Source organism: Lysinimonas soli (genome assembly GCF_042655435.1).
In the GTDB taxonomy this organism is placed as follows: domain Bacteria; phylum Actinomycetota; class Actinomycetes; order Actinomycetales; family Microbacteriaceae; genus Lysinimonas; species Lysinimonas soli.
Genome location: NZ_JBHSMG010000001.1, coordinates 811,835 through 837,193, shown reverse-complemented (window position 1 = coordinate 837,193; position 25,359 = coordinate 811,835). Strand labels below are relative to the sequence as shown.

The 25,359-nt window shown below is 70.5% G+C and carries 28 protein-coding genes; 6 read left to right on the top strand and 22 right to left on the bottom strand.

Annotated features, from left to right (window positions below; all coding sequences use genetic code 11):
- Positions 1–56 precede the first annotated feature (56 nt).
- From ACFPJ4_RS04035 to ACFPJ4_RS04025, 3 genes are all read left to right on the top strand, one after another.
- Positions 57–1,889 (top strand): DUF2207 family protein, encoded by a 1,833-nt coding sequence (locus tag ACFPJ4_RS04035; RefSeq protein WP_386738999.1) that lies wholly within the window; start codon positions 57–59, stop codon positions 1,887–1,889.
- 76 nt (positions 1,890–1,965) lie between these two features.
- Positions 1,966–2,571 carry a DNA-binding protein gene (locus tag ACFPJ4_RS04030; RefSeq protein ID WP_386738998.1) on the top strand — a complete coding sequence of 202 codons (606 nt, stop codon included), beginning with the start codon at positions 1,966–1,968 and terminating at the stop codon, positions 2,569–2,571.
- Positions 2,572–2,600: 29 nt separating this feature from the next.
- On the top strand, positions 2,601–3,188 hold the full coding sequence (locus tag ACFPJ4_RS04025) for a hypothetical protein (RefSeq protein ID WP_386738997.1): 588 nt from the start codon (positions 2,601–2,603) through the stop codon (positions 3,186–3,188).
- 21 nt (positions 3,189–3,209) lie between these two features.
- Here the strand turns inward: ACFPJ4_RS04025 and ACFPJ4_RS04020 are convergent, their stop codons facing one another.
- Genes ACFPJ4_RS04020 through argH form a run of 3 tightly spaced genes read right to left on the bottom strand, consistent with a single transcriptional unit; the run spans position 3,210 to position 5,396 of the window.
- Entirely contained in the window at positions 3,210–3,791 is a 582-nt protein-coding gene (locus ACFPJ4_RS04020; RefSeq protein ID WP_386739771.1) for a DNA-3-methyladenine glycosylase, read from the bottom strand.
- A 5-nt stretch (positions 3,792–3,796) separates the two neighbouring features.
- The gene (locus ACFPJ4_RS04015; protein ID WP_386738996.1) at positions 3,797–3,976 is read right to left on the bottom strand and encodes a hypothetical protein; all 180 of its coding nucleotides are present in this window, start codon (positions 3,974–3,976) and stop codon (positions 3,797–3,799) included.
- 10 nt (positions 3,977–3,986) lie between these two features.
- Positions 3,987–5,396, bottom strand: a complete 1,410-nt coding sequence (argH, locus tag ACFPJ4_RS04010; protein ID WP_386738995.1) for an argininosuccinate lyase — start codon at positions 5,394–5,396, stop codon at positions 3,987–3,989.
- Between the two features lie 116 nt (positions 5,397–5,512).
- On the opposite strand from argH, the gene ACFPJ4_RS04005 reads away from it, so the two are divergent.
- Positions 5,513–6,145 carry a DUF6264 family protein gene (locus ACFPJ4_RS04005; protein WP_386738994.1) on the top strand — a complete coding sequence of 211 codons (633 nt, stop codon included), beginning with the start codon at positions 5,513–5,515 and terminating at the stop codon, positions 6,143–6,145.
- Between the two features lie 4 nt (positions 6,146–6,149).
- On the opposite strand, the gene argF is transcribed toward ACFPJ4_RS04005, so the two are convergent.
- The 11 genes from argF to infC all read right to left on the bottom strand — a co-directional run bounded on the left by argF (position 6,150) and on the right by infC (position 17,644).
- A complete protein-coding gene (gene argF / locus ACFPJ4_RS04000; protein WP_386738993.1) occupies positions 6,150–7,076 on the bottom strand; it encodes an ornithine carbamoyltransferase in 927 nt (308 codons plus the stop codon).
- A complete protein-coding gene (locus ACFPJ4_RS03995; protein ID WP_386738992.1) occupies positions 7,073–8,311 on the bottom strand; it encodes an acetylornithine transaminase in 1,239 nt (412 codons plus the stop codon). The genes argF and ACFPJ4_RS03995 overlap by 4 nt, the downstream gene beginning before the upstream one ends.
- Positions 8,308–9,219, bottom strand: coding sequence for an acetylglutamate kinase (argB, locus tag ACFPJ4_RS03990; protein WP_386738991.1), 912 nt, complete (start codon positions 9,217–9,219; stop codon positions 8,308–8,310). Before argB ends, ACFPJ4_RS03995 begins: the two co-directional genes overlap by 4 nt.
- Positions 9,216–10,367: a bifunctional glutamate N-acetyltransferase/amino-acid acetyltransferase ArgJ gene (gene argJ, locus ACFPJ4_RS03985; protein ID WP_386738990.1), complete on the bottom strand. Its 1,152-nt coding sequence runs from the start codon at positions 10,365–10,367 to the stop codon at positions 9,216–9,218. The genes argB and argJ overlap by 4 nt, the downstream gene beginning before the upstream one ends.
- The gene (argC, locus tag ACFPJ4_RS03980) at positions 10,364–11,413 is read right to left on the bottom strand and encodes an N-acetyl-gamma-glutamyl-phosphate reductase (RefSeq protein ID WP_386738989.1); all 1,050 of its coding nucleotides are present in this window, start codon (positions 11,411–11,413) and stop codon (positions 10,364–10,366) included. The genes argJ and argC overlap by 4 nt, the downstream gene beginning before the upstream one ends.
- Positions 11,414–11,654: 241 nt before the next feature.
- Positions 11,655–14,159 (bottom strand): phenylalanine--tRNA ligase subunit beta, encoded by a 2,505-nt coding sequence (gene pheT / locus ACFPJ4_RS03975; protein ID WP_386738988.1) that lies wholly within the window; start codon positions 14,157–14,159, stop codon positions 11,655–11,657.
- Positions 14,159–15,199 carry a phenylalanine--tRNA ligase subunit alpha gene (gene pheS / locus ACFPJ4_RS03970; RefSeq protein WP_386738987.1) on the bottom strand — a complete coding sequence of 347 codons (1,041 nt, stop codon included), beginning with the start codon at positions 15,197–15,199 and terminating at the stop codon, positions 14,159–14,161. The genes pheT and pheS overlap by 1 nt, the downstream gene beginning before the upstream one ends.
- 231 nt (positions 15,200–15,430) lie before the next feature.
- Positions 15,431–16,225 (bottom strand): TrmH family RNA methyltransferase, encoded by a 795-nt coding sequence (locus ACFPJ4_RS03965; RefSeq protein WP_386738986.1) that lies wholly within the window; start codon positions 16,223–16,225, stop codon positions 15,431–15,433.
- A gap of 104 nt (positions 16,226–16,329) precedes the next feature.
- On the bottom strand, positions 16,330–16,716 hold the full coding sequence (rplT, locus tag ACFPJ4_RS03960) for a 50S ribosomal protein L20 (protein WP_386738985.1): 387 nt from the start codon (positions 16,714–16,716) through the stop codon (positions 16,330–16,332).
- Between the two features lie 33 nt (positions 16,717–16,749).
- On the bottom strand, positions 16,750–16,944 hold the full coding sequence (gene rpmI, locus ACFPJ4_RS03955) for a 50S ribosomal protein L35 (protein ID WP_386738984.1): 195 nt from the start codon (positions 16,942–16,944) through the stop codon (positions 16,750–16,752).
- Positions 16,937–17,644 (bottom strand): translation initiation factor IF-3, encoded by a 708-nt coding sequence (gene infC / locus ACFPJ4_RS03950; RefSeq protein WP_386739770.1) that lies wholly within the window; start codon positions 17,642–17,644, stop codon positions 16,937–16,939. Before infC ends, rpmI begins: the two co-directional genes overlap by 8 nt.
- Positions 17,645–17,958: 314 nt before the next feature.
- Between infC and ACFPJ4_RS03945 the strand changes: the two genes are divergently transcribed.
- Positions 17,959–18,324, top strand: coding sequence for a DUF1844 domain-containing protein (locus ACFPJ4_RS03945; protein ID WP_386739769.1), 366 nt, complete (start codon positions 17,959–17,961; stop codon positions 18,322–18,324).
- Between the two features lie 45 nt (positions 18,325–18,369).
- Here ACFPJ4_RS03945 and ACFPJ4_RS03940 read toward each other — a convergent pair whose 3' ends face one another.
- The 6 genes from ACFPJ4_RS03940 to ACFPJ4_RS03915 all read right to left on the bottom strand — a co-directional run bounded on the left by ACFPJ4_RS03940 (position 18,370) and on the right by ACFPJ4_RS03915 (position 22,741).
- Positions 18,370–19,137 carry an SseB family protein gene (locus tag ACFPJ4_RS03940; RefSeq protein ID WP_386738983.1) on the bottom strand — a complete coding sequence of 256 codons (768 nt, stop codon included), beginning with the start codon at positions 19,135–19,137 and terminating at the stop codon, positions 18,370–18,372.
- Positions 19,121–19,867, bottom strand: coding sequence for a bifunctional 1-(5-phosphoribosyl)-5-((5-phosphoribosylamino)methylideneamino)imidazole-4-carboxamide isomerase/phosphoribosylanthranilate isomerase PriA (gene priA / locus ACFPJ4_RS03935; RefSeq protein WP_386738982.1), 747 nt, complete (start codon positions 19,865–19,867; stop codon positions 19,121–19,123). Before priA ends, ACFPJ4_RS03940 begins: the two co-directional genes overlap by 17 nt.
- A 66-nt stretch (positions 19,868–19,933) precedes the next feature.
- Positions 19,934–20,572: an imidazole glycerol phosphate synthase subunit HisH gene (gene hisH, locus ACFPJ4_RS03930; protein ID WP_386738981.1), complete on the bottom strand. Its 639-nt coding sequence runs from the start codon at positions 20,570–20,572 to the stop codon at positions 19,934–19,936.
- 1 nt (position 20,573) lies between these two features.
- Positions 20,574–21,176 carry an imidazoleglycerol-phosphate dehydratase HisB gene (gene hisB / locus ACFPJ4_RS03925; protein ID WP_386738980.1) on the bottom strand — a complete coding sequence of 201 codons (603 nt, stop codon included), beginning with the start codon at positions 21,174–21,176 and terminating at the stop codon, positions 20,574–20,576.
- Positions 21,177–21,197: 21 nt separating this feature from the next.
- Positions 21,198–22,286 (bottom strand): histidinol-phosphate transaminase, encoded by a 1,089-nt coding sequence (locus ACFPJ4_RS03920; RefSeq protein WP_386738979.1) that lies wholly within the window; start codon positions 22,284–22,286, stop codon positions 21,198–21,200.
- A 110-nt stretch (positions 22,287–22,396) separates the two neighbouring features.
- Positions 22,397–22,741 carry a LysM peptidoglycan-binding domain-containing protein gene (locus ACFPJ4_RS03915; RefSeq protein ID WP_386738978.1) on the bottom strand — a complete coding sequence of 115 codons (345 nt, stop codon included), beginning with the start codon at positions 22,739–22,741 and terminating at the stop codon, positions 22,397–22,399.
- Between the two features lie 293 nt (positions 22,742–23,034).
- On the opposite strand from ACFPJ4_RS03915, the gene lexA reads away from it, so the two are divergent.
- A complete protein-coding gene (gene lexA, locus ACFPJ4_RS03910; protein ID WP_386738977.1) occupies positions 23,035–23,721 on the top strand; it encodes a transcriptional repressor LexA in 687 nt (228 codons plus the stop codon).
- Between the two features lies 1 nt (position 23,722).
- Here lexA and ACFPJ4_RS03905 read toward each other — a convergent pair whose 3' ends face one another.
- Together ACFPJ4_RS03905 and ACFPJ4_RS03900 are read right to left on the bottom strand one after the other, a co-directional pair.
- Positions 23,723–24,475 carry an alpha/beta fold hydrolase gene (locus ACFPJ4_RS03905; RefSeq protein WP_386738976.1) on the bottom strand — a complete coding sequence of 251 codons (753 nt, stop codon included), beginning with the start codon at positions 24,473–24,475 and terminating at the stop codon, positions 23,723–23,725.
- Entirely contained in the window at positions 24,472–25,299 is an 828-nt protein-coding gene (locus ACFPJ4_RS03900; protein WP_386738975.1) for a DUF4184 family protein, read from the bottom strand. The genes ACFPJ4_RS03905 and ACFPJ4_RS03900 overlap by 4 nt, the downstream gene beginning before the upstream one ends.
- Between the last annotated feature and the right edge of the window lie 60 nt (positions 25,300–25,359).

The following is a 25,359-nucleotide window of genomic DNA, read 5'->3' as shown; positions in this document are numbered from 1 at the left end:
GACCGCCCCGCGCCCCACCCTCCCGGCTCCGGGCACCTCGCCGCTAGGCTCGCTGCGTGATCCGACGACTGCTCTCTTTCGCTGCACTGGCCGCCCTCCTGGGCCTTGCTCTTGGCGTCGGCTCCGCCCCCGCGCCGGCCCGAGCCGGCGTCGACGATTTCAGCTTCGAATCGCTCACCGCCGACTACTATCTCGGCCGCGACGCCGCGGGGTACTCGACCCTGCGCACGGTCGAGACGATCGTGGCGCTCTTTCCCGACTACGACCAGAACCGGGGGATCGTGCGCGCGATCCCGACCTTCGACACGACCACGCGCGTCGAGGAGGACGTCCAGATCGTCAAGGTCACGGACGGGAACGGCGCACCCGTGCACTACGAGACCAGCCGGGACGGCGACTTCCTCGATGTCTCGCTCGGAACGGACGCCTATGTGCACGGGCGCACGCGCTACGTGATCGAGTACACCCAGAAGTACGCCGCGCACTACTTCACCGACACCAAGGACGACGAGTTCTACTGGGATGTGAACGGCAACGGGTGGGCGCAGACGTTCGGCCAGGTCACGGCGAGGATCCACCTCGAGAACGGGATCGGTGCGAAGCTCACCGGCCACGCCAGTTGCTACGTCGGCGCGTACGGCGATACGGGCTCGTGCACGATCGATCGCACCGCGGACGGCTATGCACTTTCGGTGCAGAACGTCGGCGCGTACCAGACGGCGACCTTCGCGATCGGCTTCGCCCCGCACACCTTCCGCCCCGGTCCGACGGCGAACGACGACGCGCGCGCGGCGGTGCTTCCGTGGGTGCTGCTCGCGCTGCTCGCCGCGATCGCCCTGCTGATCGTGTGCATGCGACTGTTCGTCTGGCGCGACCATCCGGGACGCGGGATCATCGTCGCGCGCTACGAGGCGCCCGACGGGATCGGCGTGATGCAGTCGGCCGAGTTGCTTCACCGCGGCAACGCCGGACTGCCCGCCGAGTTCGTGAACTTCGCCGTGCTCGGGGCCGCGCATCTGCTCGAGGAGCCGGAGGAGGATCCGGATCGGCGCTATCGGCTGCAGAAGCTCGACCGCGAGGTCCTCAAGGTCGACGACGACCGGCGGGCGTTCGATGCCCTCTTCGCGCTGGCGGATCGGGCGGACGTGCTCACCCTCGATCGGTCCGACGAGAAGCTCGGCGACGCGATCGCGAAACTCCAGGGCGAGGTACGGGCGAGCCTGCGCACGCGCAAGTACCTGGTGGGCCGCAGGAGCGCGATCACCGTCGCTCTGCGGCTGCTGCTCGTCGTGGTGCTCGGCGCCTCGGTCTACGACGCGATCTGGGGAGGCTCGGCCAGCGTCGCCGGTGCGCTGTTCTTCTGGCAGATGGTCGTGCTGATCGTCGGCTCGCTCATCGCGATCGGCTTCGCCGGGGCGCCCGAACGGCTGACGGCGCAGGGCGCCGAGGCGCGCGATCAGCTGCTCGGCATCCGGGACTACCTGCAGCTGGCCGAGGCGGATCGGCTGCGGATGCTCCAGAGCCCGACCGGGGCGGAACGCACCTCGATCGATCCGAGCAACGAGGTCGAGGTCGTCAAGCTCTACGAGCGGCTGCTCCCCTGGGCCATGGTCTGGGGCATCGAGGCGCAGTGGGCGAAGGTGCTCGGAGCGCACTATGCGACGACCCCGGTGCAGACGACGGGGGTGCAGTTCGCCAGCACGGGCTTCCTCCTCGGCCTCGACGCATTCAGCCACTCCATGCAACCCGGGTCGTTCGCGCGGACCCCACCGCCCACCTCGTCGGGCGGATCGTGGGGCTCGTCCGGGGGCAGCAGCTTCGGCGGCGGTTCATTCGGAGGCGGATTCTCGGGTGGCGGCTTCGGCGGCGGGGGCGGCGGCGGACGCTGACCTCAGCTTCACGGCTTGATTGTTCCGATATTAAGCTATTAGGCTTGATTCACGACGGATCAAGGCAGGAGCCAAGATGTTCGCGATCACGGCCGACCAGGTCGGCAGCAGACACGCCGACGACCTCGTCGACGGCGAACTCGTCGAACTGAGCAGGCTGGGGGGATCCCGCCTGCTGCTCCCCCCCGATCGCACCGCCGGAGACGAACTGCAACTCGTCACCGCCGACGCGACGACCGCTCTCGAGGCGGTGCTGCATCTCACCCGCGGCGCGCAGTGGAGCGTCGGCCTGGCCGTGGGTGAGGTACGGCATCCGCTGCCGACGACGACCCGAGCACTTGCCGGCTCCGCGCTCGAACTCGCTCGCACCGCCGTCGACGCGGCCAAGAAACGGCCGCTGCGGTTCGCACTCGAGATCGAGGCGGGTCGGCATCCGGATGCCGCGACGCTTCAGCCCCTCATGGAGCTGCTGCTCGCGCTGCGCGCCCGCCGCACCCCCGAGGGCTGGCAGCTCGCCGCGCTGCTCGACGGCGGAGACACACAGACGCAGGCGGCCGAGAAGCTCGGGATCACCCCCCAGGCAGTCAGTCTGCGGGCACAGTCGGCACAGTTGCGCCTCGACGCGGCCGCACGAACCGCTCTCGTCACGCTGCTCGCCGAGACCGGCTCGCCTCCCGCGTGAACGACGGCGTCTGAGGCAGGATCGACCGCATGTCCGTCGTCAGCTCCCTCAGCGTCGGCGCCTGGGTCACCGCGATCGCGCTGGTGTTCGGTGCGCTCGCGATGTCGATCGTCGCGCGCCGCATCCGCCAGCCCCTGCTCGCCACCGTCGCCGCGCTCCCCGTCGTGGTGGCCGTGCTGGCCATCGCCTTCGGGATCGGACTGCCGGCGCCGGCGCACGCGCTGCACGTGCTGCTTGCGCTCGGCTTCGCCGGCCTCGGGGTCGTCGCCGGAAGCCCGCTCACGGCGCTCGTGCTGAGGCTCGCCTCGAACGGGCAGGCCGAGGACGGCCGATTCGGCGGCATCCTGATCACCGAGAACGGCGAGCGCACCCCTCGCGAGGTGCTCCGCGGCGGGGCGTGGATCGGATACCTCGAACGACTCGCGATCGTCGCGGCCATCGCGGTCGGACATCCGGAAGCGATCGCGGGGGTCATCGCGGTCAAGGGGCTCGGCCGCTTCAGCGAGCTCGACAGCGCCCCGGCGCGCGAACGGTTCATCATCGGCACCTTGACGAGCATGATCTGGGCGGCGGTCTGCGCCGCGATCATCGTGCTGCCGGGCGGCGCTCTGAGCTAGCGTGGCGCGGACGGGCGGGCGTCACCGTCGAACGCTCGCCTTGTAGGGCGACACCGTAGGGTCGCCCGGGATCCAGAACCGCCAGGGAAACGCCTCGGATCCCCCGAGGCCCGACACCCCGGTGCGCGGACCGCTGGCGACCTGATCCGGCGGATCGTCCGGCGGATCGAGCTGGATCTCTCCCGTCGCGAGGTCGTCGCCGAGGTCGGCGAGCGTGATGCCGAGCGCCACGCAGAGCCGCGCTGGGCCACGGGCGAGATCGGCATCGGAACGACTCGTCACCCGGCGCGAACGGGCGAGTTCGAGACCGTCGACCACCTCGCCCGCCCGCAACAGGATCGCCGAGGCCTCGCCCTCGGGCGAGCACACCACGTTGGCGCAGACGTGCATGCCGTACGAGAAGTACACGTAGAGCGTGCCGGGACGGCCGAACATGATCGCGGTGCGCGGCGTGGGACCGCGGAAGGCATGGGATCCGGGATCGGTCTCGCCGCGATAGGCCTCGACCTCGGTCAGTCGGACCGTGACGCCCCGACCTCGCAGCAGTCCGCCGAGCAGTCGCGGAGCGACCTCGACCGCGGAGCCGGCGAGGAGAGGGAGCAGTTCGGTCAGAAGAACTTCCCGAGGGCGATCGCGATCGCCACACCGGTCACGACCACGACCACCGCGAGCACCACGATCGCCGGCATGAGCCACGGGAATCGCTTCGAGGTGCGGGCGGTGCGTTCGAGTCGCTCCTGCTTGAGCTGCTCTCCGCGAGCGCGGCGGTTGCTGCCGGACAGGGTCATGACGGGCTCCTCAGAGGGTCGACGGGACGAGCGGGCGGACGGCGGCGGTCAGCTCCGCAAGCTGTTCGGCGACGCGGTCGGGGGCGGTTCCGCCGGTTCCGCGGCGACTGGCGATCGACCCTGCGACGGTCAGCACGGACCGCACCTCACCGGTGAGACGGGGGTCGATCCCGGCGTAGTCGGCATCCGTCGGCTGGTCGAGCTCGAGACCGGCTCGCTCGCAGAACTGCACGAGCTTGCCGGCGATCTCGTGGGCCTCCCGGAAGGGGACGTTGCGGCGCACCAGCCAGTCGGCGACGTCGGTCGCGAGAGAGAACCCCTGGGGCGCCAGCTCGGCCATCCGCTCCTCGTCGAACTCGAGCGTCGCGATCATCCCCGTGAACGCCGGCAGCAGCACCTCGAGGGTGCGCACCGAGTCGAAAACCGGCTCCTTGTCCTCCTGCAGGTCGCGGTTGTAGGCGAGCGGCAGGCCCTTGAACGTCGCCAGCAGACCGGTGAGGTTGCCGATCAGGCGACCGGACTTGCCGCGGGCCAGCTCGGCGATGTCGGGGTTCTTCTTCTGCGGCATGATCGACGATCCGGTCGAGTACGCGTCGGCGAGCCGTACGAAGCCGAACTCGCGGGTCGCCCACAGGATGACATCCTCGGCGAAGCGCGACAGGTCGATTCCCAGCTGCGCGGTCACGTAGGCGAACTCGGCCACGACATCCCGGCTCGCGGTGGCATCGATCGAGTTGGGCATCGGGGCACCGAGCCCGAGATCGGCGGCCACGGCATCCGGGTCGAGGCCGAGCGACCCGCCCGCCAGGGCCCCCGCGCCATAGGGCGAGGCCGTCGCGCGCACCCGCCAGTCGCGCAGTCGCTCCAGGTCGCGCACGAGCGGCCAGGCGTGCGCGAGCAGGTGGTGCGCCAGCAGGATCGGCTGCGCGTGCTGCAGATGCGTGCGGCCGGGCATGGTGGCATCGGGATGCGCGCTCGCCTGGGCCGCGATCGCGTCGATCAGATGCACGGTCAGGTGCACGATCCGCTCGGCATGGTCGAGCAGATAGAGCCGGATGAGGGTGGCGATCTGGTCGTTGCGGCTGCGGCCGGCCCGCAGCTTGCCCCCGAGCTCGGCGCCTACCGCCGCGACCAGCTCGCGTTCGAGGGCGAAGTGCACGTCTTCGTCGGAGTCGAGGGCGACGATCGAGCCGTCGCGCACCCCGGCGTCGATCGCGTCGAGGCCGGCCAGCATCCGGACGAGCTCGTCGTCATCGAGGTACCCCGCGGCCGCGAGGGCACGGGCGTGCGCTCGTGAGCCGGCCAGGTCGTACGGGGCCAGTTCCCAGTCGAAGTGGGTGGAGCGGCTGAGGGCGGCGAGCTCGGGCGCGGGGCCGTCAGAGAATCGACCGCCCCAGAGGCTGCCCGGTGCGTCAGTCATGGTCGGTGTCTCCTCGAGTTCCGGGCTTCAGTCTAGAGGCGAGGCGCACGGCGACCCGCGGCCGGATCGGCGGCGGGCGGAGCCCCCCTCGGGAATCACGCCGGTAGTGTTGGACCATGTCGGAGCAGAACTCAGAACCCCGCCCGTTCGACCCGCCGGTGCCGCCGACCGCTCCGCCGACGCCACCCGCCGCGCCACCCGCTCCCCCGGCTCCGCCTTCGCCCGAGCTGCCGCCCGTGCCGCAGTACGGCGAATACGCTCCCGTGGCTCCCGCCAACCCGTACGGAGTACCGACGGCGTCGGCTCCGGCCGCACCCGCGTACGGTGCTCCCGGATACGGGGTGCCGGCGTACGGCGCTCCGGCGTACGCTCCCGCCAAACCGAAACGCAGGGTCTGGGACATCGTTCTCACCTGCATCCTTCTCGTGCTCGGATTGTTCGGCATGGGGGCCGGCCTGCTCTACGCGGCGATCTTCTCCGACCCGGCACTGCTGAGTTCGACCATGAAGAGCCAGGGGTACGGCGGGTTCAGCGGGAACGCCGGGGCGGGCCCGGCCGTGCTGGTGATCAGCCACATCGCCCTCTACCTGCTGGCGATCGGCCTCAGCATCCCGCTGTTGATCCGCGGCAGGATCGTGGTCTTCTGGATCCCGCTCACCACCGGGGTGATCGCCGCGATCATCTTCTTGGCCGTGATCTTCTCGGTGCTCACCTCCGACCCGGGATTCATGCAGCGCTACGGCGGCTGACGCCTCAGGCGGCCCGCTCCAACAGCCAGACCAGCAGCGCCTTCTGGGCGTGCAGCCGGTTCTCGGCCTCGTCCCAGATGACGCTCTGAGGGCCGTCGATGACCTCTGCCGCCACTTCATAGCCGCGGTCGGCGGGGAGGCAGTGCAGGAACAGCGCATCGGGCTTCGCGAGGGACATCAGCTCGGTGGTGACCTGGTATCCGCCCAGCACGGCGACCCGGTGCGCCTTCTCCTCCTCCTTGCCCATCGAGACCCAGGTGTCGGTGACGACCACATCCGCGCCGGCGACCGCCTCGTTCGGGTCGGAGAACAGGGTGATCGACCCGCCGGTCTCGGCCGCGATGCGATCGGCATCGGCCACCACAGAGGCGATCGGGCTGAACTCGTCGGGGGAGGCGAGCCGCACGTGCATGCCCGCGGTCGCTCCCGCGAGGAGGTAGCTGTGCACCATGTTGTCGGAACCGTCGCCGACGAAGGTCAAGGTCAGGCCGGCCAGGCGGCCCTTGTGCTCGCGAATGGTGAGCAGGTCGGCGAGCAGCTGACAGGGGTGGAAGTCGTCGCTCAGCGCGTTGACCACCGGCACCCGGGTGCCCGCCGCCATCTGCTCCAGGCCGGACTGCGCGTAGGTGCGCCAGACGATCGCGGCGACCTGCCGCTCCAGCACGCGGGCGGTGTCGGACGGGCTCTCCTTGCCGCCGAGCTGGCTGTTGGCGGTCGAGATGATCAGGGGGCTGCCGCCGAGGTCGGCGATCCCCACGGCGAAGCTCACCCGGGTCCGGGTCGACGACTTGTCGAAGATCACCGCGACCGTCTGCGGACCCGCCAGCGGCTTCGCCCCCCAGCGGTCGGCCTTGATCTTCTCGGCGAGATCGAGCACCTCGGCCTGTTCGGCCGGACTGAGGTCGTCGTCGCGGAGGAAGTGGCGGGTCATGAGGTTGCTCCGGTCTCGGGAGGGGTGGACGTCGGGTCGGTGGGCAGGTCCAGCGCCGCCGCGAACAGGCGGAGGAAGTCGGCGATCTCGGCGTCGCCGATGATGAGCGGGGGCGCGAGCCGGATGCGGTCGACGCTCGCCGCGTTGACGATGAGCCCCAGCGACAGGGCCCGGGTCGCGACGGCTCCGGCCACGGGTGCCGCGAGTCCGACCCCGAGCAGCAGGCCTCGGCCTTGGATGTCGGTGACGAGGGGCGAACCGATGCCCGCGATGCCGGCGCGCAGTTGCTCCCCGCGGACGCGGGCGTTGGCGACCAGGCCGGCGCGCTCGATCTCGCCGAGCACGGCATCCGCGGTCGCGGTCGCCAGCGGGTTCCCGCCGAAGGTCGTGCCGTGCTGTCCCGGCTGGATGAGCTCGCTGGCGGCTCCGAAGGTCACGAGCGCGCCGATCGGGAAGCCGCCGCCGATCCCCTTCGCGACCGTGATGGCATCCGGGAGCACCCCTTCGGGCAGTTCACCGGCGTGCTGGAAGGCGAACCAGTCGCCCGTGCGCCCGGCCCCCGTCTGGATCTCGTCCAGGATCAAGAGGGCGCCGTGCTCGGCCGTGAGCCGCCGGGCCGCGGCGAGGTAGCCCTCCGGGAGGTCGACCACCCCGGCCTCGCCCTTGATCGGCTCGACGAAGAGAGCCGCCACGTCGTCGCCCATCGCCGCCTCGAGCGCCTCGATGGTCGTCGGCAGATGCTCGATGCCTGGCAGAAGAGGCTGGAACGGCGCGCTCATCGCGGGCTTGCCGGTGAGGGCCATCGATCCCGTGGTGCGGCCGTGGAATGAGTTCTGCAGCGCCAGAATGCGCGGTCGACCCGTGAGGCGCGCGAGCTTGAGCGCGGCCTCGATCGCCTCGGCTCCGGAGTTGCCGAACACGACCCGCGTTCCCCCGCTGAGCCTCGTCAACCGCTCGGCCAGTTCGACCTCGGGGCGGGTCGCGAAGTAGTTCGAGACGTGGGCGAGCGTCGCCGCCTGCTGCGCCACCGTCGACACGAATGCCGGATGCGCATGCCCGAGCGAGTTGACGGCGATGCCCGCGAGGAAGTCGAGGTACTCGCGGCCCTCGACGTCCCACACCCGGGCCCCCTCGCCGCGGGCGAGCACGGCGAGCGGGCGCGGGATGGACTTCATGCCGACGGCGGCGAGCCGCTCGGTGTAGTCCTGGGTCAGGGTCTTCGTCTGCGCGGTCACGCCGACACCACCTCCGTGCCGATTCCGGCATCCGTGAAGATCTCGAGCAGGATCGAGTGCGGCCGTCTGCCGTCGATGATGGCCGCCTTCGGCACCCCGCCGCTGACCGCCTCGAGACACGCGGTCATCTTGGGGATCATGCCGCTCTCGAGGTGCGGCAGCATCGCGATGAGCTCGGCCGTGTCGATCTTCGAGACGAGCGAATCGCGATTCGGCCAGTCGCGGTACAGGCCCTCGACATCGGTCAGCACCACGAGCTTGGCCGCGCCCAGCGCGACGGCGAGCGCCGCCGCGGCCGAGTCTGCGTTGACGTTGAGCGACTGGCCGGGCACGTCGATGTCGGGTGCGATCGAGGAGACCACCGGGATGCGGCCGGCGTCGACCTCGGCGAGCACCGCCGTCGGATCCACCTCGACCACGTCGCCGACGAGACCGATGTCGACCGGTTCGCCGTCGACGACCGCACCCCGCCGCGCGCCGCGGAACAGACCCGCATCCTCCCCCGAGATCGCGGAGGCGAGCGGGCCGTGCTCGTTGATGAGGCTCACCAGCTCGCGACTGACCTGGCCGGTCAGGACCATGCGCACGACATCCATGATCTCGGGCGTCGTGACCCGGTAGCCACCGACGAATCGACTCGCGATGCCCAGCCGCTCGAGCATGGCCGTGATCTGCGGGCCGCCGCCGTGCACCACGACGGGTTTGAGGCCGACGCGTCGCAGGTAGACCATGTCCTCGGCGAACGCCCGCTGCAGCGCCTCGTCGACCATCGCATTGCCGCCGAACTTGACCACGACGATCCGGCCGGCGAACTCCTGCAACCAGGGCAGGCTCTCGATCAGCGTGCTGGCCTTGCTCTCCGCATCCTTCAGACGCGGGTCGCTGACCAGGGGCTCCTGCCCGCTCATGACGCGTACGCCGAGTTCTCGTGCACGTAGTCGTGGGTGAGATCGTTCGTGAGCACCGTGGCGGTCGCGTCGCCGGCCTTCAGGTCGATCAGCACGTGCACGGCGCGCGGAGCCAGATCGACCTCGTCGCGGGGGCGGTCCGGGGCGCCGTTCGAGCAGACCCGCACCCCGTTCATCGTCACGTCGACCGCGTAGGGGTCGAAGGGCGCGCGCGTCGTGCCGATCGCGGCCAGCACCCGGCCCCAGTTGGGGTCGTTGCCGAACACGGCCGCCTTGAACAGGTTGTTGCGCGCGACCGAGCGGGCGACCTCGACCGCGTCGTCCTCGGTCGCGGCGTTCACCACCTCGATCGCGATGTCGTGGCTCGCGCCCTCGGCGTCGGACTGAAGCTGCCGGGCCAGGTCGAGGCACAGCTCGGTGAGCGCCGCGGTGAAGGCGTCGATGCCGGGCGCGATACCGGATGCCCCGCTCGCCAGCAGCGACACCTGGTCGTTGGTCGACATGCAGCCGTCGCTGTCGAGCCGGTCGAAGCTCACGCGGGTCGCGGCGCGCAGCGCGGAATCGAGCGCGGGCGAATCGAGCACGGCATCCGTCGTGATCACGACGAGCATCGTGGCGAGCCCGGGGGCGAGCATTCCCGCGCCCTTGGCCATGCCGCCGACGCTCCAGCCGTCGCCCGTCACGACCGCCGTCTTGGGGCGGCTGTCGGTCGTGATGATGGCGGCAGCGGCATCCGGCCCACCCTCGGTCGACAGCGAGTCGGCCGCGGTGGCGACCCCCGCGACGAGCTTGTCGAGCGGCAGCTGCTCGCCGATGAGCCCCGTCGAACAGACCAGCACGTCGCCGGCCGACACGTCGAGCGCCCGCGCGACCGCCTCCGCCGTCGCATGCGTGGTCTGGAAGCCCTGCGCACCGGTGAAGCAGTTCGCGCCGCCCGAGTTGAGCACGATCGCGCTGACCGCGCCGTCGGCGATGACCTGCTTCGACCAGATGATCGGATTGGCCTGGGAGCGGTTGCTCGTGAACACCACCGCTGCGCTGTCGAGCGGGCCACGGTTGACGACGAGCGCGAGATCGGGATTGCCCGAGGCCTTGAGCCCGGCGCGCACGCCCGCGGCCTCGAATCCGGCGGATGCTGTGACGCTCACGGGGCGACTCCGTTCAGGGGCAGGCCGGTCGTCTCGGCGAAGCCGAGAGCGAGGTTGGCCGACTGGATGGCGGCACCCGCGGTGCCCTTGACGAGGTTGTCGAGCGCGCTGACCACGACGACGCGGCCGGCCCGCTCGTCGACGGTGACGCCGATGAGCGCCGTGTTCGCACCGATCGTGTCGCCGGACTTCGGGAACTGACCGTCCGGCAGCAACTGCACGAAGGGCTCCCCCGAATACGCCGACTCCCACGCCTCGCGGACGTCATGGCGACTCACCCCGGGGGCGAGCTTCGCCGTCGAGGTGGCCAGGATGCCCCGCGACATCGGCACGAGCACCGGCGTGAACGAGATGCTCACGCCCCGTCCGCCGGCCGCCGTGAGGTTCTGCACGATCTCGGGATTGTGCCGGTGCACCCCGCCCACCTGGTAGGCGGATGCCGACCCGGCGATCTCGCTCGCCAGCAGCTCGGCCTTGAGGCTCTTGCCCGCCCCCGAGGTGCCGACCGCGAGCACCGAGACGAGGTCGTGGCTCTCGACGACGCCCGCCGCGATGCCGGGGGCGAGACCGAGCGTGATCGCGGTGACGTTGCAGCCGGGCACCGCGATCCTGCTGGCCTCGACGAGGTTGTCGCGCTGGCGGGCCGCGCCGTTCGCGAGAAGCAGTTCGGGAAGCCCGTAGGTCCAGGCTCCGAAGTACTCGCCGCCGTAGAACTCGTCCCAGGCGGTCGGGTCGCTGAGGCGGTGATCGGCGCCGCAGTCGACGACGAGCACGTCATCCGGAAGCTGCGCGGTCACCTCCCCCGACTTGCCGTGCGGAAGCGCCAGGAACACGACATCGGCGCCCGAGAGCACCTCGGGGGTGGTCTCCTGCAGCGTGAGGTGCGCGAGCGAGCGCAGATGGGGCTGCGTGGCGACGAGCGGTTGGCCCGCGTTCTGGAACGCGGTGACGGTGGTGATCTCGAGATCCGGATGCGCGGCGAGCAGCCTGAGCAGCTCGCCTCCGGCGTATCCGCTCGCGCCGGCAACGGCTACGGACAGCGACATGGTTCAACCTTAGGGTTCGGCGGGACGGAGTCGGAGCGGCGACGTCACGCGAAACGGCTGAACGAGATCAGCGGCGCGGCGTCGCCCCGAGTCGGCGCGCACGACGGACTCGACGGAGCGCTGCGCTCCGGAGCTCGATCGTCGTCATGGCCACGCGTCGACCCTACTGCCGCGTCGCCCCCGAGCGCCAATCCGCGGGCACCAATCCGCGGGCACCAATCCACGGGCACCGGTCCACGGGTCAGTCGCGGACGGTCGCGCCGAAGAGCTCGCCCGCACGGGCGGCGCCGGCGAGCTTCGCCGCGCTCGCCTCGGCCGCGGTGAGCGTGCGATCCGGGGCGCGGAACCGCAGCGCGAAGGTGAGCGACTTGCGGCCCTCCGGGAGTCCGCTGCCGCGGTAGTCGTCGACGAGACGGGCGTCTTCGAGCAGCTCGCCCGCGCCCACGACGACGGCGGCCAGCACCTCGCCCGCGGGAGTCTCGAGCGGGACGACGAGTGAGAGGTCCTGGGTAGCCGCAGGCAGGGTGCCGATCGGGCTCGCGTTGATCTGGGTCGCGCCCAGCTCGATCAGCGCGTCGAGATCGAGCTCGACGAGCGCGACGACCCGCGGCAGATCGAACTCGCGGGCCAGCGAGGGCAGCAGCTCGCCGGCGACGCCGACGACGCGATCGCCGACCGTCAGGGAGGCGGTGCGTCCGGGGTGCAGAGCCGGATGCGATCCGGTCGTCACCCGGATGTCGACGGCGAGGGCAAGCGCGAGTTGGCGCACGGTATCCAGCGCGTCGGTCAATCCGGCGGTGACGACGGCCGAGCCCGGCTGCTTCGGAAGGGCGTCGCCCAGGAACAACGCGCCGACGTGCCAGTGCTGCGGGGGGATGCTCGCCTGCAGCTTCTCGATCGTCGCAGCGTCCGGCTGGGAGGCTCCGACCGGGATGAAGTCCGTGCCGTAGACGGCGCCGGGCTCGGGCAGGAACACCATGCCGAGTTCGAAAAGGGCGAGGTCGGTGAGCCCGCGCGAGAGGTTGCGGCGCGCGATCTCGATCAGTCCGGGAAGGAGGGTGCGACGCAGCAGCGGCGTGTGCGGGTCGAGCGGATTCGCGAGCCGCTCGGCGGTCGCGCCGGGCTCGAAGAGCTCGCTCGTCGCCTCCGAGAGGAAGGGGTAGGCGAGCACTTCGGTGGCCCCGGCCGCGGCCAGAGTCGCGGCGGCCCGGCGCCGGGCCGACTGCGCGCGGGTGAGTCCGCGCCCGGGCGGGGCGATCGGCAGCACCGAGGGGATGCGGTCGTAGCCGACGATGCGGGCGACCTCCTCGACGAGCGAGACATCGTCGATCAGATCGGGACGCCAGCTCGGCGGGGTCACCAGCCAGCGACCGGCGTCGGCTGCGGAGTCGGCTGCCCCGTCGGCGATCGTGGCACCGATCAGCCCGAGCGAGCCGCGCACCTCGGCTTCGGTGTAGTCCACCCCCATGACCGCCGCGGCCTTGCCCGCCGCGATCGAGATCGGGGCGGGAGCCGGGAACTCGTTGAACACCGACCCCAGCGGATCGGCCGTGCCGCCCGCCAGCCCGACGAGCAGGTCGACGACGCGCTGCGCCGCCGCCCGCGCCAGCTGCGGATCCACGCCGCGCTCGAACCGTCGCGACGCCTCGCTCGGCAGCTTGTGACGGCGCGCCGTGCGCGCGATCGACACCGGGTCGAAGTTGGCGGCCTCGACGAGCACATCGGTCGTGGCATCCGAGATCTCGGTCGTGGCCCCGCCCATGACGCCGGCGAGACCGATCGGGCCGGAGCCGTCGGTGATCAGCAGGTCTTCGGTCGAGAGGGTGCGCACGACGCCGTCGAGTGTCTCGAGCTTCTCGCCCGGGGTCGCGCGCCGGACCACGAGGCCGCCCTGGAGCTTGCCGAGGTCGTAGCCGTGGGTCGGTTGACCGAGCTCGAACATGACGTAGTTGGTGATGTCGACCGGCAAGGAGATGGATCGCACCCCCGCCAGTTTGAGACGCGCCACCATCCACGGCGGCGTGGGCCGGGTCGGGTCGATTCCGCGCACCACGCGGGTCGCGAAGGCCCGCGAGCCGGGCACGCCGCGGATCGGCGCGCGATCGTCGATCGTCACGTCGAAACCCGAGCCGTCGACGATGTCGACGGCGAGCGCGGGGTCGCGGAACGCCGCTCCGGTCGAGTGCGAATACTCGCGCGCCACCCCGCGGATCGAGAATGCGTAGCCGCGATCGGGCGTCACGTTGATTTCGACGGCCGCGTCATCCAGTCCCAGCAGCTGGATCGCGTCGGCGCCGACCGGGGCGTCGTCGAGCCCCAGCGCGGCGAGTCGCAGGATTCCGTCATGCTCGTCGCCGAGGCCCAGCTCCCGCGCGGAGGCGATCATGCCGTCGGAGGTGTGCCCGTAGGTCTTGCGCGCGGCGATCGGGAATGGACCCGGCAGCACGGCGCCCGGAAGCGTCACGACGACCTTGTCGCCGGCGGCGAAGTTGTGGGCGCCGCAGACGATGCCGCGCGGCTCGGCCTCGCCGACATCCACCTGGCACCAGTTGATCGTCTTGCCGTTGCTCTGCGGCTCGGGCTGCACCGAGAGCACCCGACCGACGACGACGGGACCCGTCACCTCGAAGAGGTGAACGTCCTCCTCCTCGAAGCCGACCTTCACCAGCGCCTCGTGCACGCTCTCGAGCGACACGTCGTCGGGCAGGTCGACCCACTCACCCAGCCAGCTCAGCGGGACGCGCATCAGACCACCATCCCGAACTGTCGCGAGAAGCGGACGTCGCCCTCGACCATGTCGCGCATGTCGTTGAGCTCGTTGCGGAACTGCAGCGTGCGCTCGACCCCCATGCCGAAGGCGAAGCCCTGGTACTCGTCGGGGTCGATGCCCGCCGAACGCAGCACGTTGGGGTTGACCATGCCGCAGCCGCCCCACTCCACCCAGCGCGCGCCGCCCTTGGCGTTCGGCTGCCAGACGTCCATCTCGGCGCTCGGCTCGGTGAAGGGGAAGAAGTTCGGGCGCAAGCGGATCTGCGCGCCCTCGCCGAACAGCGAACGCGCCATGTGCTCGAGGGTTCCGCGCAGGTTCGCCATCGTGATGCCGCGGTCGACGGCGATGCCCTCGATCTGGTGGAAGACCGGGGTGTGCGTGGCATCCAGTTCGTCGGTGCGGTACACCTGCCCGAGGGCGGCGACGTAGACCGGCAACGGGCGCGACAGCAGCGAGCGGATCTGCACGGGGCTGGTGTGCGTGCGCAGCACGAGGTGCCGGTCGACCGGCTCGACGAAGAAGGTGTCCTGCATGGCGCGGGCGGGGTGATCCTCGTCGAAGTTGAGCGCGTCGAAGTTGAACCACTCGTGCTCGAGCTCGGGCCCCTCGCCGATCTCCCAGCCCATCGAGGTGAACAGGTCGCCCATCTGCTCCATCAGCAGACTGAGCGGATGCCGCGCCCCCGGCCGCCAGCGCGTCGGCACGGCGGTCACGTCGATGGCTTCGGTCGCGAGCTGCGCCGCCTCCTCGGCGGCGAGGATCACCGACTCCTGCGCCGCGAACGCCTCGTTCACGCGCGCGCGGGCGCCGCCCACCAGCTTGCCGGCGGCCGCCTTCTGGTCTCCCGGCAGATCCCGGATGCCGGCGTTGAAGTCGGCCAGCGGCGAGCCCTCGGCGGAATGCGCGGCACGCGCGGCCTTCAGCGCGGCGGAATCGCCCGCCGCTGCGATCGCGGCGAGGGCCGCCGCGACGGCCGCCTCGACCGCGGATTCGGTGATCTGGGGAGCGTCGGACACGAATCACAAGCTTACCGGCGGGCCCGGGCGCGGCAGGACGCGGGCTCGGCCGCGACCGGGCGTCGTGCGCGGATCAGGAGCGGCGGGCCGACGCGCCGGCAGCTGGTCCTGATCAGCGGACGAGAGCGGCGTGTCATCCTGCTTCGGGTCGGGCCTACCGGGCGGGTCGGGCAGGGTCGGGCAGGGTCGGGCAGGGGCGGGAGGGGGCAAGCAGGCGGGTACCGGGGCGGGCTAGGCGCGCTGGGCGAAGGCGCTCTCGTAGAGGCACACCGAGGCGGCGGTGGCGAGGTTCATCGACTCGGCGTGACCGTAGATCGGCACCCGGACGACGTGGTCGGCCAGCGCGAGCGACTCGTCGGTCAGACCGTGGGCCTCGTTGCCGAACAGCCAGGCAGTAGGGGCGGCAAGCCGATCCCGGACCGTCGGCAGGTCGTCGCCCGCGATGTCGGCCGCGAGCACCTGCAGACCGGCGCCCTTGACGGCGGCGATCGCGTCATCCAGGGTTCCGCCCTGCGCGACCGCCACGTGAAACAGCGAGCCGGTCGTCGAGCGCACGACCTTGGGGTTGTAGGCGTCGACGCTGCGTCCGGTGAGGATCACGCCGTCAGCGCCCGCGGCATCCGCTGCTCGGATGATCGTGCCGGCGTTGCCCGGGTCACGCACCTCGTCGAGGATCGCCACCAGCTTCGCGCCGCGCGCCAGCAGCTCGTCGACCGAGACCGGGAACTCGCGGCACACCGCGACGACCCCCTGGGGCGTGACCGTGTCGGCCATCGTCTCGAGCACGTGCTCGGTGACCGTCTCGGCTTCGACACCGGATGCCGCGGCCACCCGGGCGAGCTCGCCGTAGCGGTCGAGTGCGGCCCGCGTCATGAACAGGTCGACCAGCAGGGCGGCGCTGAACGCCAGCGCCTCGGACACCGCCTGCGGCCCCTCGACCAGGAACAGACCCGTCTCGGCGCGCGCGCTGCGCTTGGCGAGCTTCGCCACGGCGCGCACGCGCGGAGAACGAGGGTTGTCGATCACCCTCAAAGGGTAGGGCGCACGAGTGAACGTTCCGTGCTGAAACGGCGACGGCGCGGATGCCGAGCGTTCGTCGGCATCCGCGCCGGGCGCGGTCTTGTTGCTGCTTACGCGGCGGAGCTCTTCGCGTTGACGTCCTCGGGCAGGGCGGCCTTGGCCGCGGCCACCAGGCCGGCGAAGGTCGCCGGCTCGTTGACGGCGAGGTCGGCGAGGATGCGACGGTCCACCTCGATCCCGGCGATGCCGAGACCCTGGATGAGGCGGTTGTACGTCATGCCGTTCGCGCGGGCGGCGGCGTTGATGCGCTGGATCCACAGGCGACGGAACTCGCCCTTCTTGGCGCGACGGTCGCGGTAGGCGTAGACGAGCGAGTGAGTGACCTGCTCCTTGGCCTTGCGGTACAGGCGCGACCGCTGTCCGCGGTAGCCCTCGGCGCGCTCGAGTGTGGTGCGGCGCTTCTTGGCGGCGTTGACCGCTCTCTTGACACGTGCCATTTCAGTTCGTCCTTGTTCTCGAAGTGTGCGGGGTTACTTGCCGAGGAGGCGCTTGATGACCTTGGCGTCGGAAGGCGCCAGCACGACCTCGCCGTTGAGACGGCGGGTCAGCTTGGAGGACTTCTTCTCCAGGTTGTGGCGCATGCCCGCGCCCTGCTTCATGACCTTGCCGGAACCGGTGATCTTGAAGCGCTTCTTGGCACCGGAGTGCGTCTTCTGCTTAGGCATGTTCTTCCTCTGTCTTTGTCGTGGTCGCCGTTGCCGGCTTGGTAGCCGTTGCGGGCTTGGGTGCGGTCACGGGCTTCGCGGCGGGTGCCGGCGTGGTCGCCGTGGCGGGCTTGGTGGTTGCTGCGGGCGCGGGCTCGGATGCCGACTCGGTGGGCGCCGGAGCGTTGCGCACGCGGTTCTGCGCGCGCTTCGCGTTGGCCTCGGCCTTGGCATCCGCCTTGTTCTTGTGCGGGCCGATGACCATGACCATGTTGCGACCGTCGATGGTCGGGGTGGACTCGACGCTGCCGAACTCGGAGACGTCCTCGGCGAACTTCTGCAGCAGACGCACACCCTGCTCGGGACGGGACTGCTCACGGCCGCGGAACAGGATCATGGCCTTGACCTTGTCGCCGGCCTGCAGGAAGCCCTCGGCGCGCTTGCGCTTCGTCTCATAGTCGTGCTTGTCGATCTTGAGGCGGAACCGGACCTCCTTGAGGATGGTGTTCGCCTGATTGCGTCGAGCCTCTTTGACCTTCTGGGCCTGCTCGTACTTGAACTTTCCGTAGTCCATGATCTTGACGACGGGCGGCTTGGAGTCGGGAGAGACCTCGACCAGGTCCAAGTCGGCTTCCTGCGCGAGGCGCAGGGCGTCTTCGATGCGGACAACGCCGACCTGTTCCCCGTTGGGTCCAACGAGGCGGACCTCGGGAACACGGATCCGGTCGTTCGTTCTGGGATCGCTGATGCGAAATTCCTTTCGTCATGGGATGTACTGCCCCGTTTCCAGGGCTTCCAGGCACGAAAGTCAAGAGAATCCACGGCGAGAAAACTCGCCGCCTGCACCCTGGCTACCGCACTTCGGCTCTCGAGAGAGCGTCCGTGCGGCGGAGTGCAACTGACCCGACTAACCTGAAGAAGCGGTCGACGGGTGGGATTTCTCCACTTTCGTTCGGCATTGCTGCCATTCCGGGGATCTGGCCCCGGAGCCCGAACAAGACTAGCAGAGGAACGCGCGTGGCCGAAGAGTCCGTCATTCAGGAGACCGCAGCCGAGGCTGCCGTCGAGGCCGATCAGGCCGGAGCCGAAGCGCGGGACATCGCGGAGGTTCCCGCCGTCGAGATCATCAACACGGTCGCGGTGCACCTGCTGAGCGCGGCGGCCGTCAAGGTCGGCCTCGCCGACGATCCCGCCACTCAGCTCGATCTCGACGAGGCCCGCAAGCTCATCGATGCCCTGGCCGGTCTCGTCACGGCGGCCGCGCCGAACGTCGGCGACCACCACGCCCGCGCCCTGCGCGACGGATTGCGTACGGTACAGCTCGCCTTCCGCGAGGCCTCGCCGATCCCCGACCCGATCGGCAAGGGTCCCGGCGAGAAGTGGACGGGCGCCGTCAACTGAGTTCGGCGCTCGTCATCGAGCCGAACTGAGCCGGCCGGCCCCCGGTCAGGCGTCGTCCGGCACCCGATCGAGCCGCACCGCGATCGAGTCGACCCGGGTCGTGATCACCGGATCCACCGCCCACGCGGCCTGCAGCCGGGCGAGCATGGCATCCAGCTCGTCCCGTTCGAGACCCGAGCGCACGGACAGCTGGACGATCAGCTCGGGGCCGGCCAGGCGTGCATCCGGATCTCCCGGTGCCAGCTGGATCGCCCGCAGCGGCTCCTCCCCCACCCCCGCGGCGAGGAAGGCGTCGAGCACACTCTCGTCGGCGAAGCACGGAGTCCAGCTCGCGCCGGTCGCGATCGCCTCGAACGCGGGCTCGCGGACCACGAACTCGGTCGACGATGCGGGGTCGAGCACGATGAGCGGCGTCCCCTCGGATGCCGCGGCCAGGGCCACGCGCGCCGCCTCGATCGGGATCGGTCGGGCCATCGCATCCCACACCGAGAGCGCCGCGACCGAGGTGAAGGCGGGCAGCACCGGCCGCCCATCGGGGCCGGCGACCGTCACGATCGACAGCTCCTGCGTCTTGTCGACGAGCTGACCGTGCGCGCCGATGCCCTCGTCGCCGCGCACCGCGACGAGCGGGATCAGCAGCCGCTCCCCGTGCAGCGCCGCCACCACCTCGGCCACGCTCACCTCGTGAGCGCGGAATCGCCTGAGCGCCTCGAGCAGTCGCGGCGGCGCGGACCCGTCGTCGTCCGCGCCCGGATTCTCGTGGAACGACCGCCCCTCGAAGGGGACGCCCGCCGAATCAGCGGCCGGCGACATCCAGAGCTTCGATGAGCGTGAAGGCGCCCGCGTAGAGCGCCTTGCCGACGATGGCACCCTCGAGTCCGAGCGGCACGAGCGCACGCAGGGCCGCGATGTCGTCGAGGCTCGAGATGCCTCCCGAGGCGACCACCGGGCGCGCCGTACGGCTCATCACCTCGCGCAGCAGCTCCAGGTTCGGGCCCTTGAGAGTGCCGTCCTTGGTGACGTCGGTCACGACGTAGCGCGCGCAGCCCGCGTCCTCGAGGCGCGCGAGCACCTCCCAGAGGTCGCCGCCCTCCTTGGTCCAGCCGCGTGCGGCGAGCGTCGTGCCGCGCACGTCGAGTCCGACCGCGATCGCGTCGCCATGCGAGGCGATCACCTTGGCCGCCCACTCCGGATTCTCGAGGGCTGCCGTGCCCAGGTTGATGCGCGCCGCGCCGGTGGCGAGGGCCGCCTCGAGGCTCGCGTCGTCGCGGATGCCGCCCGACAGCTCGATCCGGACGGTCGCCGGAGTCGCGTCGATGACGCCCTTGATCACGGCACGGTTGTCGCCGCGACCGAAGGCGGCGTCGAGGTCGACGAGGTGGATCCACTCGGCGCCCTGCTCGATCCAGGCGGCGGCCGCGTCGATCGGCTCGCCGTAGCTCGTCTCGCTGCCCGCCTCGCCTTGGGTGAGGCGCACGGCCTGGCCGTCGGCGACATCCACGGCGGGAAGGAGGGTCAGGGCGGTGGTGCGGGTGTCGGTCATGGTCTCTCGCAGGTCGATGGATGCGAACGCGCGGCGCGCAACGGGCCAGGGGTCAGCGGGTCGGGGTCACAGGGTCGTGAGCCAGTTGCCGAGCAGGCGGATGCCCGGCTCGCCCGACTTCTCGGGGTGGAACTGGGTGGCCGACAGGGGCCCGTTCTCGGCCGCCGCCACGAAGCGGTCGCCGTGGCGGGCCCAGGTGACCTTCGGGTGGGCGAAGGCCCCGATCGGATCCAGCGTCCAGCTGCGCGCCGCGTAGGAGTGCACGAAGTAGAAGCGCTCGTCGGCGATCCCCTCGAACAGCACCGAGTCGTCGGGAGCCTCCACCGTGTTCCAGCCCATGTGCGGAAGCACCGGAGCGTCGAGTTCGTCCACAAGCCCCGGCCACTCGCCGAGGCCCTCGGTGTCGGTGCCACGTTCGATTCCGCGCTCGAACAGCACCTGCATACCGACGCAGATTCCCAGCACGGGGCGGCCGCCCGCCAACCGCCGCTCGATCAGCTCACCGCCGCGAACCGCCGCGAGCCCGGCCATCACCGCCGCGAAGGCGCCGACTCCGGGCACGACGAGACCGTCAGCCGCGCCGACCTTGGCACGATCCGCCGTGACCTCGACCCGGGCTCCCGCCGCCTCGAGCGCCTTGGCTGCCGAGTGCACGTTGCCCGAGCCGTAGTCGAGCACGACCACGGTGGGATCGACCGCACTCATCTCAGAGCGCGCCCTTCGTCGACGGAACGCCGTCGACCCGCGAGTCGAGCGCCACGGCCTGACGGAACGCGCGGGCGAGCGCCTTGAACTGCGCCTCGGCGATGTGATGCGGATCGCGACCGGCGAGCAAGGTCAGGTGCACGGTCAGGCCGGAGTGGAATGTGATCGCCTCGAGCACGTGGCGCACCATCGATCCCGTGAAGTGGCCGCCGATGAGGTGGTATTCGAAGCCCGCGGGCTCGCCGGAGTGCACCAGGTACGGCCGTCCCGAGATGTCGACGACCGCCTGCGCGAGGGCCTCGTCGAGCGGGACGAGCGCGTCGCCGAATCGCGCGATGCCCGCCTTGTCGCCCAGCGCCTGCTTGATGGCCGTGCCCAGCACGATGCCGGTGTCTTCGACGGTGTGGTGCACGTCGATCTCGGTATCACCCTGGGCCCGGACGGTCAGGTCGACCAGCGAGTGCTTGGCGAAGGCGGTGAGGAGGTGGTCGAAGAACGGGACGGTCGTGTGGATCTCGGACCTGCCCACGCCGTCGAGGTCGATCGCGAGGTCGATGCTCGACTCGCTCGTCTCGCGCGTCAGCGCCGCAGTCCTAGGTGCCATGTGCCAAGACTACCGGCAGCTTCAGTGCGCGCCGCCGGGTCCCAACTCGGCCAGCGCCTCGAGGAAGTAGCTCGTCTCGGCCGCGGTTCCCGCGGTCACGCGCAGCGCCCCGGGCAGGCCGACATCGCGGATCAGGATGTCGCGCTCCAGCAGGGCGAGGAAGGTCGCGTGCGGGTCGTCGACCCCGTCGAACAGCACGAAGTTCGCCCAGCTGTCGAAGGCGCGGAAGCCGAGCTTCGGCAGCTCGGCCAGCAAACGGTCGCGCTGGCCGGCGATGTCGTCGACCATGGCCAGCATCTCGGGCGCGTGCTGCAGCGCCGCGACCGATGCCGCCTGGGTGAATGCGGACAGGTGATACGGCAGCCGCACCAGGCGCAGGGCATCGGTGACGGCGGGATCCGCTGCCAGATACCCGAGCCGGGCCCCCGCGAACGCGAACGCCTTGCTCATGGTGCGGGAGACGAGCAGGCGTTCGCGACCGGGCAGCAGGGTCAGCGCGCTGGGTGCACCCGCCGGCATGAACTCGGCGTAGGCCTCATCGACGAAGACGATGCCGTCGCTCGCCTCGTACGCGGCCTCGATCGTCTCGAGCGCCACCGGCGTACCGGTCGGGTTGTTGGGTGCGCAGAAGAAGACGAGGTCGGGGCGCTGCGCCTCGATCGCGGCGACGGCGGTCTCGGGCGAGATCGCGTAGTCGGCATCGCGCTCGGCCATCAGCCATCGGGTGCCCGTGCCTGCGGCGATGATCGGATGCATCGAGTAGCTGGGCGGGAACCCCAGCACGCTGCGCCCCGGCCCTCCGAAGGCCTGCAGCGTCTGCTGGATGATCTCGTTCGACCCGTTCGCCGCCCAGATCTGCTCGGGCGTCATCTCGTGTCCCAGGTAGCGGGCGAGCTCCTCGCGGAGCTCGGTGAACTCGCGATCCGGATAGCGGTTCACGGTCAGCACCGCGCGGGCGAGCGACTCCACGATGTGCCGCGCGACCCCCTCGGGGATCGGGTGCGTGTTCTCGTTCACGTTCAGGGCGTAGCGCACCGGTTGCTGCGGCGCGCCGTACGGGTGCTGCCCTCGCAGGTCGTCGCGGATCGGAAGGTCGGAGAGCGAGGCCACCGCCCGATCCTACCGAGCATCCGCACTGCTCCAGGTGGACGCCGAGGGGGGTCGGCGGCCACCTGGAGCGACGGGCATTCGAGCCAAGACTGCGCCTTGGCCGGTAGTCGTTAGCTGTTGTACTTCGAGGGGATGGCGAGGCGTTGCCCCGGCTGCACCTCGGCGGTCGACAGGTTGTTGAGATCGACGATCTCGGCGACCACATCGCGCGGATCGGCGTGCGGCGCGATCGACACGGCGAGCTGCCACAGCGACTCGCCGGGCTCGACGCTCACGTACTGGAAGGTCGCCGAGCCGCTCTGCGTGCCCGCGGCCGCGCCGAACGCGCCCACCCCGAATGCCGCCGCTGTCACCGCGAGAAGGAGAGCGATCATGATCGCCACTACGACGCGCCCGCGCCGGGTGATGCGCAGACGCGGGACGGTGTAGCCGCTGTGGTAACTCATGGCGCTCATGTCGACTCCTCCACGTGGTGCACGGTGCCGTGCGGGCGAAACTTGGACAGGTTGCGCATCCGGGCCTCGGCCGGAGGCTCAGATGCGAACCTGTGTTCCGAACATACCTTCGATCGAACATATGTTCAAGCCCGTCGTCGGTCATTCGCCGACAATGTCACGACACACTCGAACAGATGTTTGCCGCATCCAGCCGAAGCGGATACAGTTTCGATCGTCGGGGACGATTCGACCACCGACCACCGACATCCGCCGCACGCCGACTCGACGGGCGCGAACCGAGGGAGCAGACGATGAGCGACGAGACCGCCGGGCGACCGGCTTCACCGGAGCGCGCGACCACCCGCAGGCGCACCAGCCTGAGCGACAAGCAGTTGGCGATCCTCGAGGTCATCCAGCGCTCGGTCTCGTCGCGGGGCTACCCGCCGAGCATGCGCGAGATCGGCGACGCCGTCGGTCTCGCGTCGCTCTCGAGCGTGACCCATCAACTCAACCAGCTCGAGCTCAGCGGCTACCTGCGCCGTGACCCCAACCGCCCCCGGGCGCTCGAAGTGCTGATCGAACTCGAGACGCCGGACGCCGACAACGCCGGTCCCTCGGTGGCGGATGCCGCGATGGTGCCTCTGGTGGGCCGCATCGCCGCGGGCATCCCGATCACGGCCGAGCAGCAGATCGACGAGGTGTTCCCGCTCCCCCGCCAGCTCGTCGGCAAGGGCGACCTCTTCATGCTCAAGGTGATCGGCGAGTCGATGATCGACGCGGCGATCTGCGATGGCGACTGGGTGGTCGTGCGCCAGCAGAAGACGGCCGAGAACGGCGAGATCGTCGCCGCCATGCTCGACGGCGAGGCGACCGTCAAGGTGCTGCGTCAGCGCGACGGCCACACCTGGCTGCTGCCCCGCAACTCGGCCTTCGAACCGATCATGGGCGACGACGCCGAGGTGCTCGGAAGAGTCGTCGCGGTGCTGCGCTCGGTCTGAGCTAGACGGCCGAGAGCGCCTCGAGCCGACGCGACGACTGCTCGTCGAGCCAGCGCTCCACGACCGCCATGAACCGCACGTGCTCGTCGCGGAACACGGTGTGGCCGGCGCCGGACACCGTCTCGACCGTCATGCCGAGGTGACGCAGCCGGGTCGCCACGGCATCCGACACCAGCAGGCTCTTCTCGGCGAGCACGACGAGGCTCGGCATCACCACGCGCACCGGCGGTACGAGTAGACGGGTGTCGGCCATGCCGAGGACGGTGCGCTTGTCCCAGTCGGCGAGGGTCGCCAGCTCGATGTCGACGTCGGCGGCCTCCCACTTGGGATTCCATCGCACCAGAGCGGACCGGCGCGGGCGCGGGGCGAGGGCGAACACGAGCTTCATCGCGAGGCCCCGGATGCCGCGCGGGAACGCGAAGGCCGGGTCGACGTAGATCGCCGCCCGGGGCGCGAGACGGTCGGCCACGAGACTGGCCACGAGGCCGCCGAGCGAGTGCCCCATCACGACGTCCGGGCGCGTGGTCAGCAGCGGCGACACCGTCTCGACGACATCGTCCGCCCATTTCGACGGCGAATACCGCGGGGCGCGCGGACTGCCGCCGTGGCCGGCGAGGTCGACGGCGATCACCCGGAATCCCTTGGCGACCAGCTCGTCGGTCACCCGGTGCCACGCGCGGTGGTCGGACATGATCCCGTGGATGAGCAGCGCGGTTCGCGGACCGGTTCCCGTCTCGTGCACCGCAAGCTTCATGCCCCCAGGGTAGGTCGCTCCGCTGTGCGCTTGCCCTGTCCCAGCCCGGTGCCCGCCGTGAGGCCGCGGGCCCGCGCCGAGAACCAGAAGAGAACGAGCACGCCCACCGCGGCCCCCGCCACCCCGATGGTCAGGCGCGCAACGAGAAAGACCAGGTTCGGGTCGAACGGGGCGTCTCCGCCCATGATCCCGTGGACCCAGGTGACAAGTCCGGCGGCGAGTCCAGCCACGACGACCGCTGACTGGGCCAGGACGCGAACGGCGGAGCGCAGGCGGGTCGGGCGAGCGGGATCCGGTGAGGCGCGACGCAGCATGACGATCGCCCACACGCCGACCACACCAAGTCCGCCGACCGAGCTGACGTGCTGCAACCATTTCGCCACGGGCAGCGGGCCGACGCGAACGCGCAAAACGTTCACGTGGTCGACGAGCCAGCCCGGGTGCGTGAACGAATCCCAGATCAGATGGGTGGCAGCGCCGACCAGCACCGAGAGCAGGAGAACCGCGACGGTCAGAGGCCAGCCCCATCCCGGTGGACGCCATGCCGTTCGCTGCTGGAACGGGATTCGACGGCCGATGCTTCGTGGCAGGAGGTCGATGATCGGCTCCCGCAGCAGGAACCACCACAGCAGCGCACCGATGACCCCGAGAACCAGGTCGACCGACACCAGACCAAGCAGGCTGTGTGACAACGCCCGTGGCACGAACAACGGAACGTAGTAGGGGATGTCGGGCGCCGTCGTGCCAACGACAAGCGCGGCGGGCAGCAACGGAGTCCGCAGCAGCGGTATGGCGGCTGCCACATGGCTCGGGGTGAACGGCATTCCTCGACGTTACCGACCGCACGGCGGCCCCGCGCCGAGAGGTCGCACCCCGTCGTCACG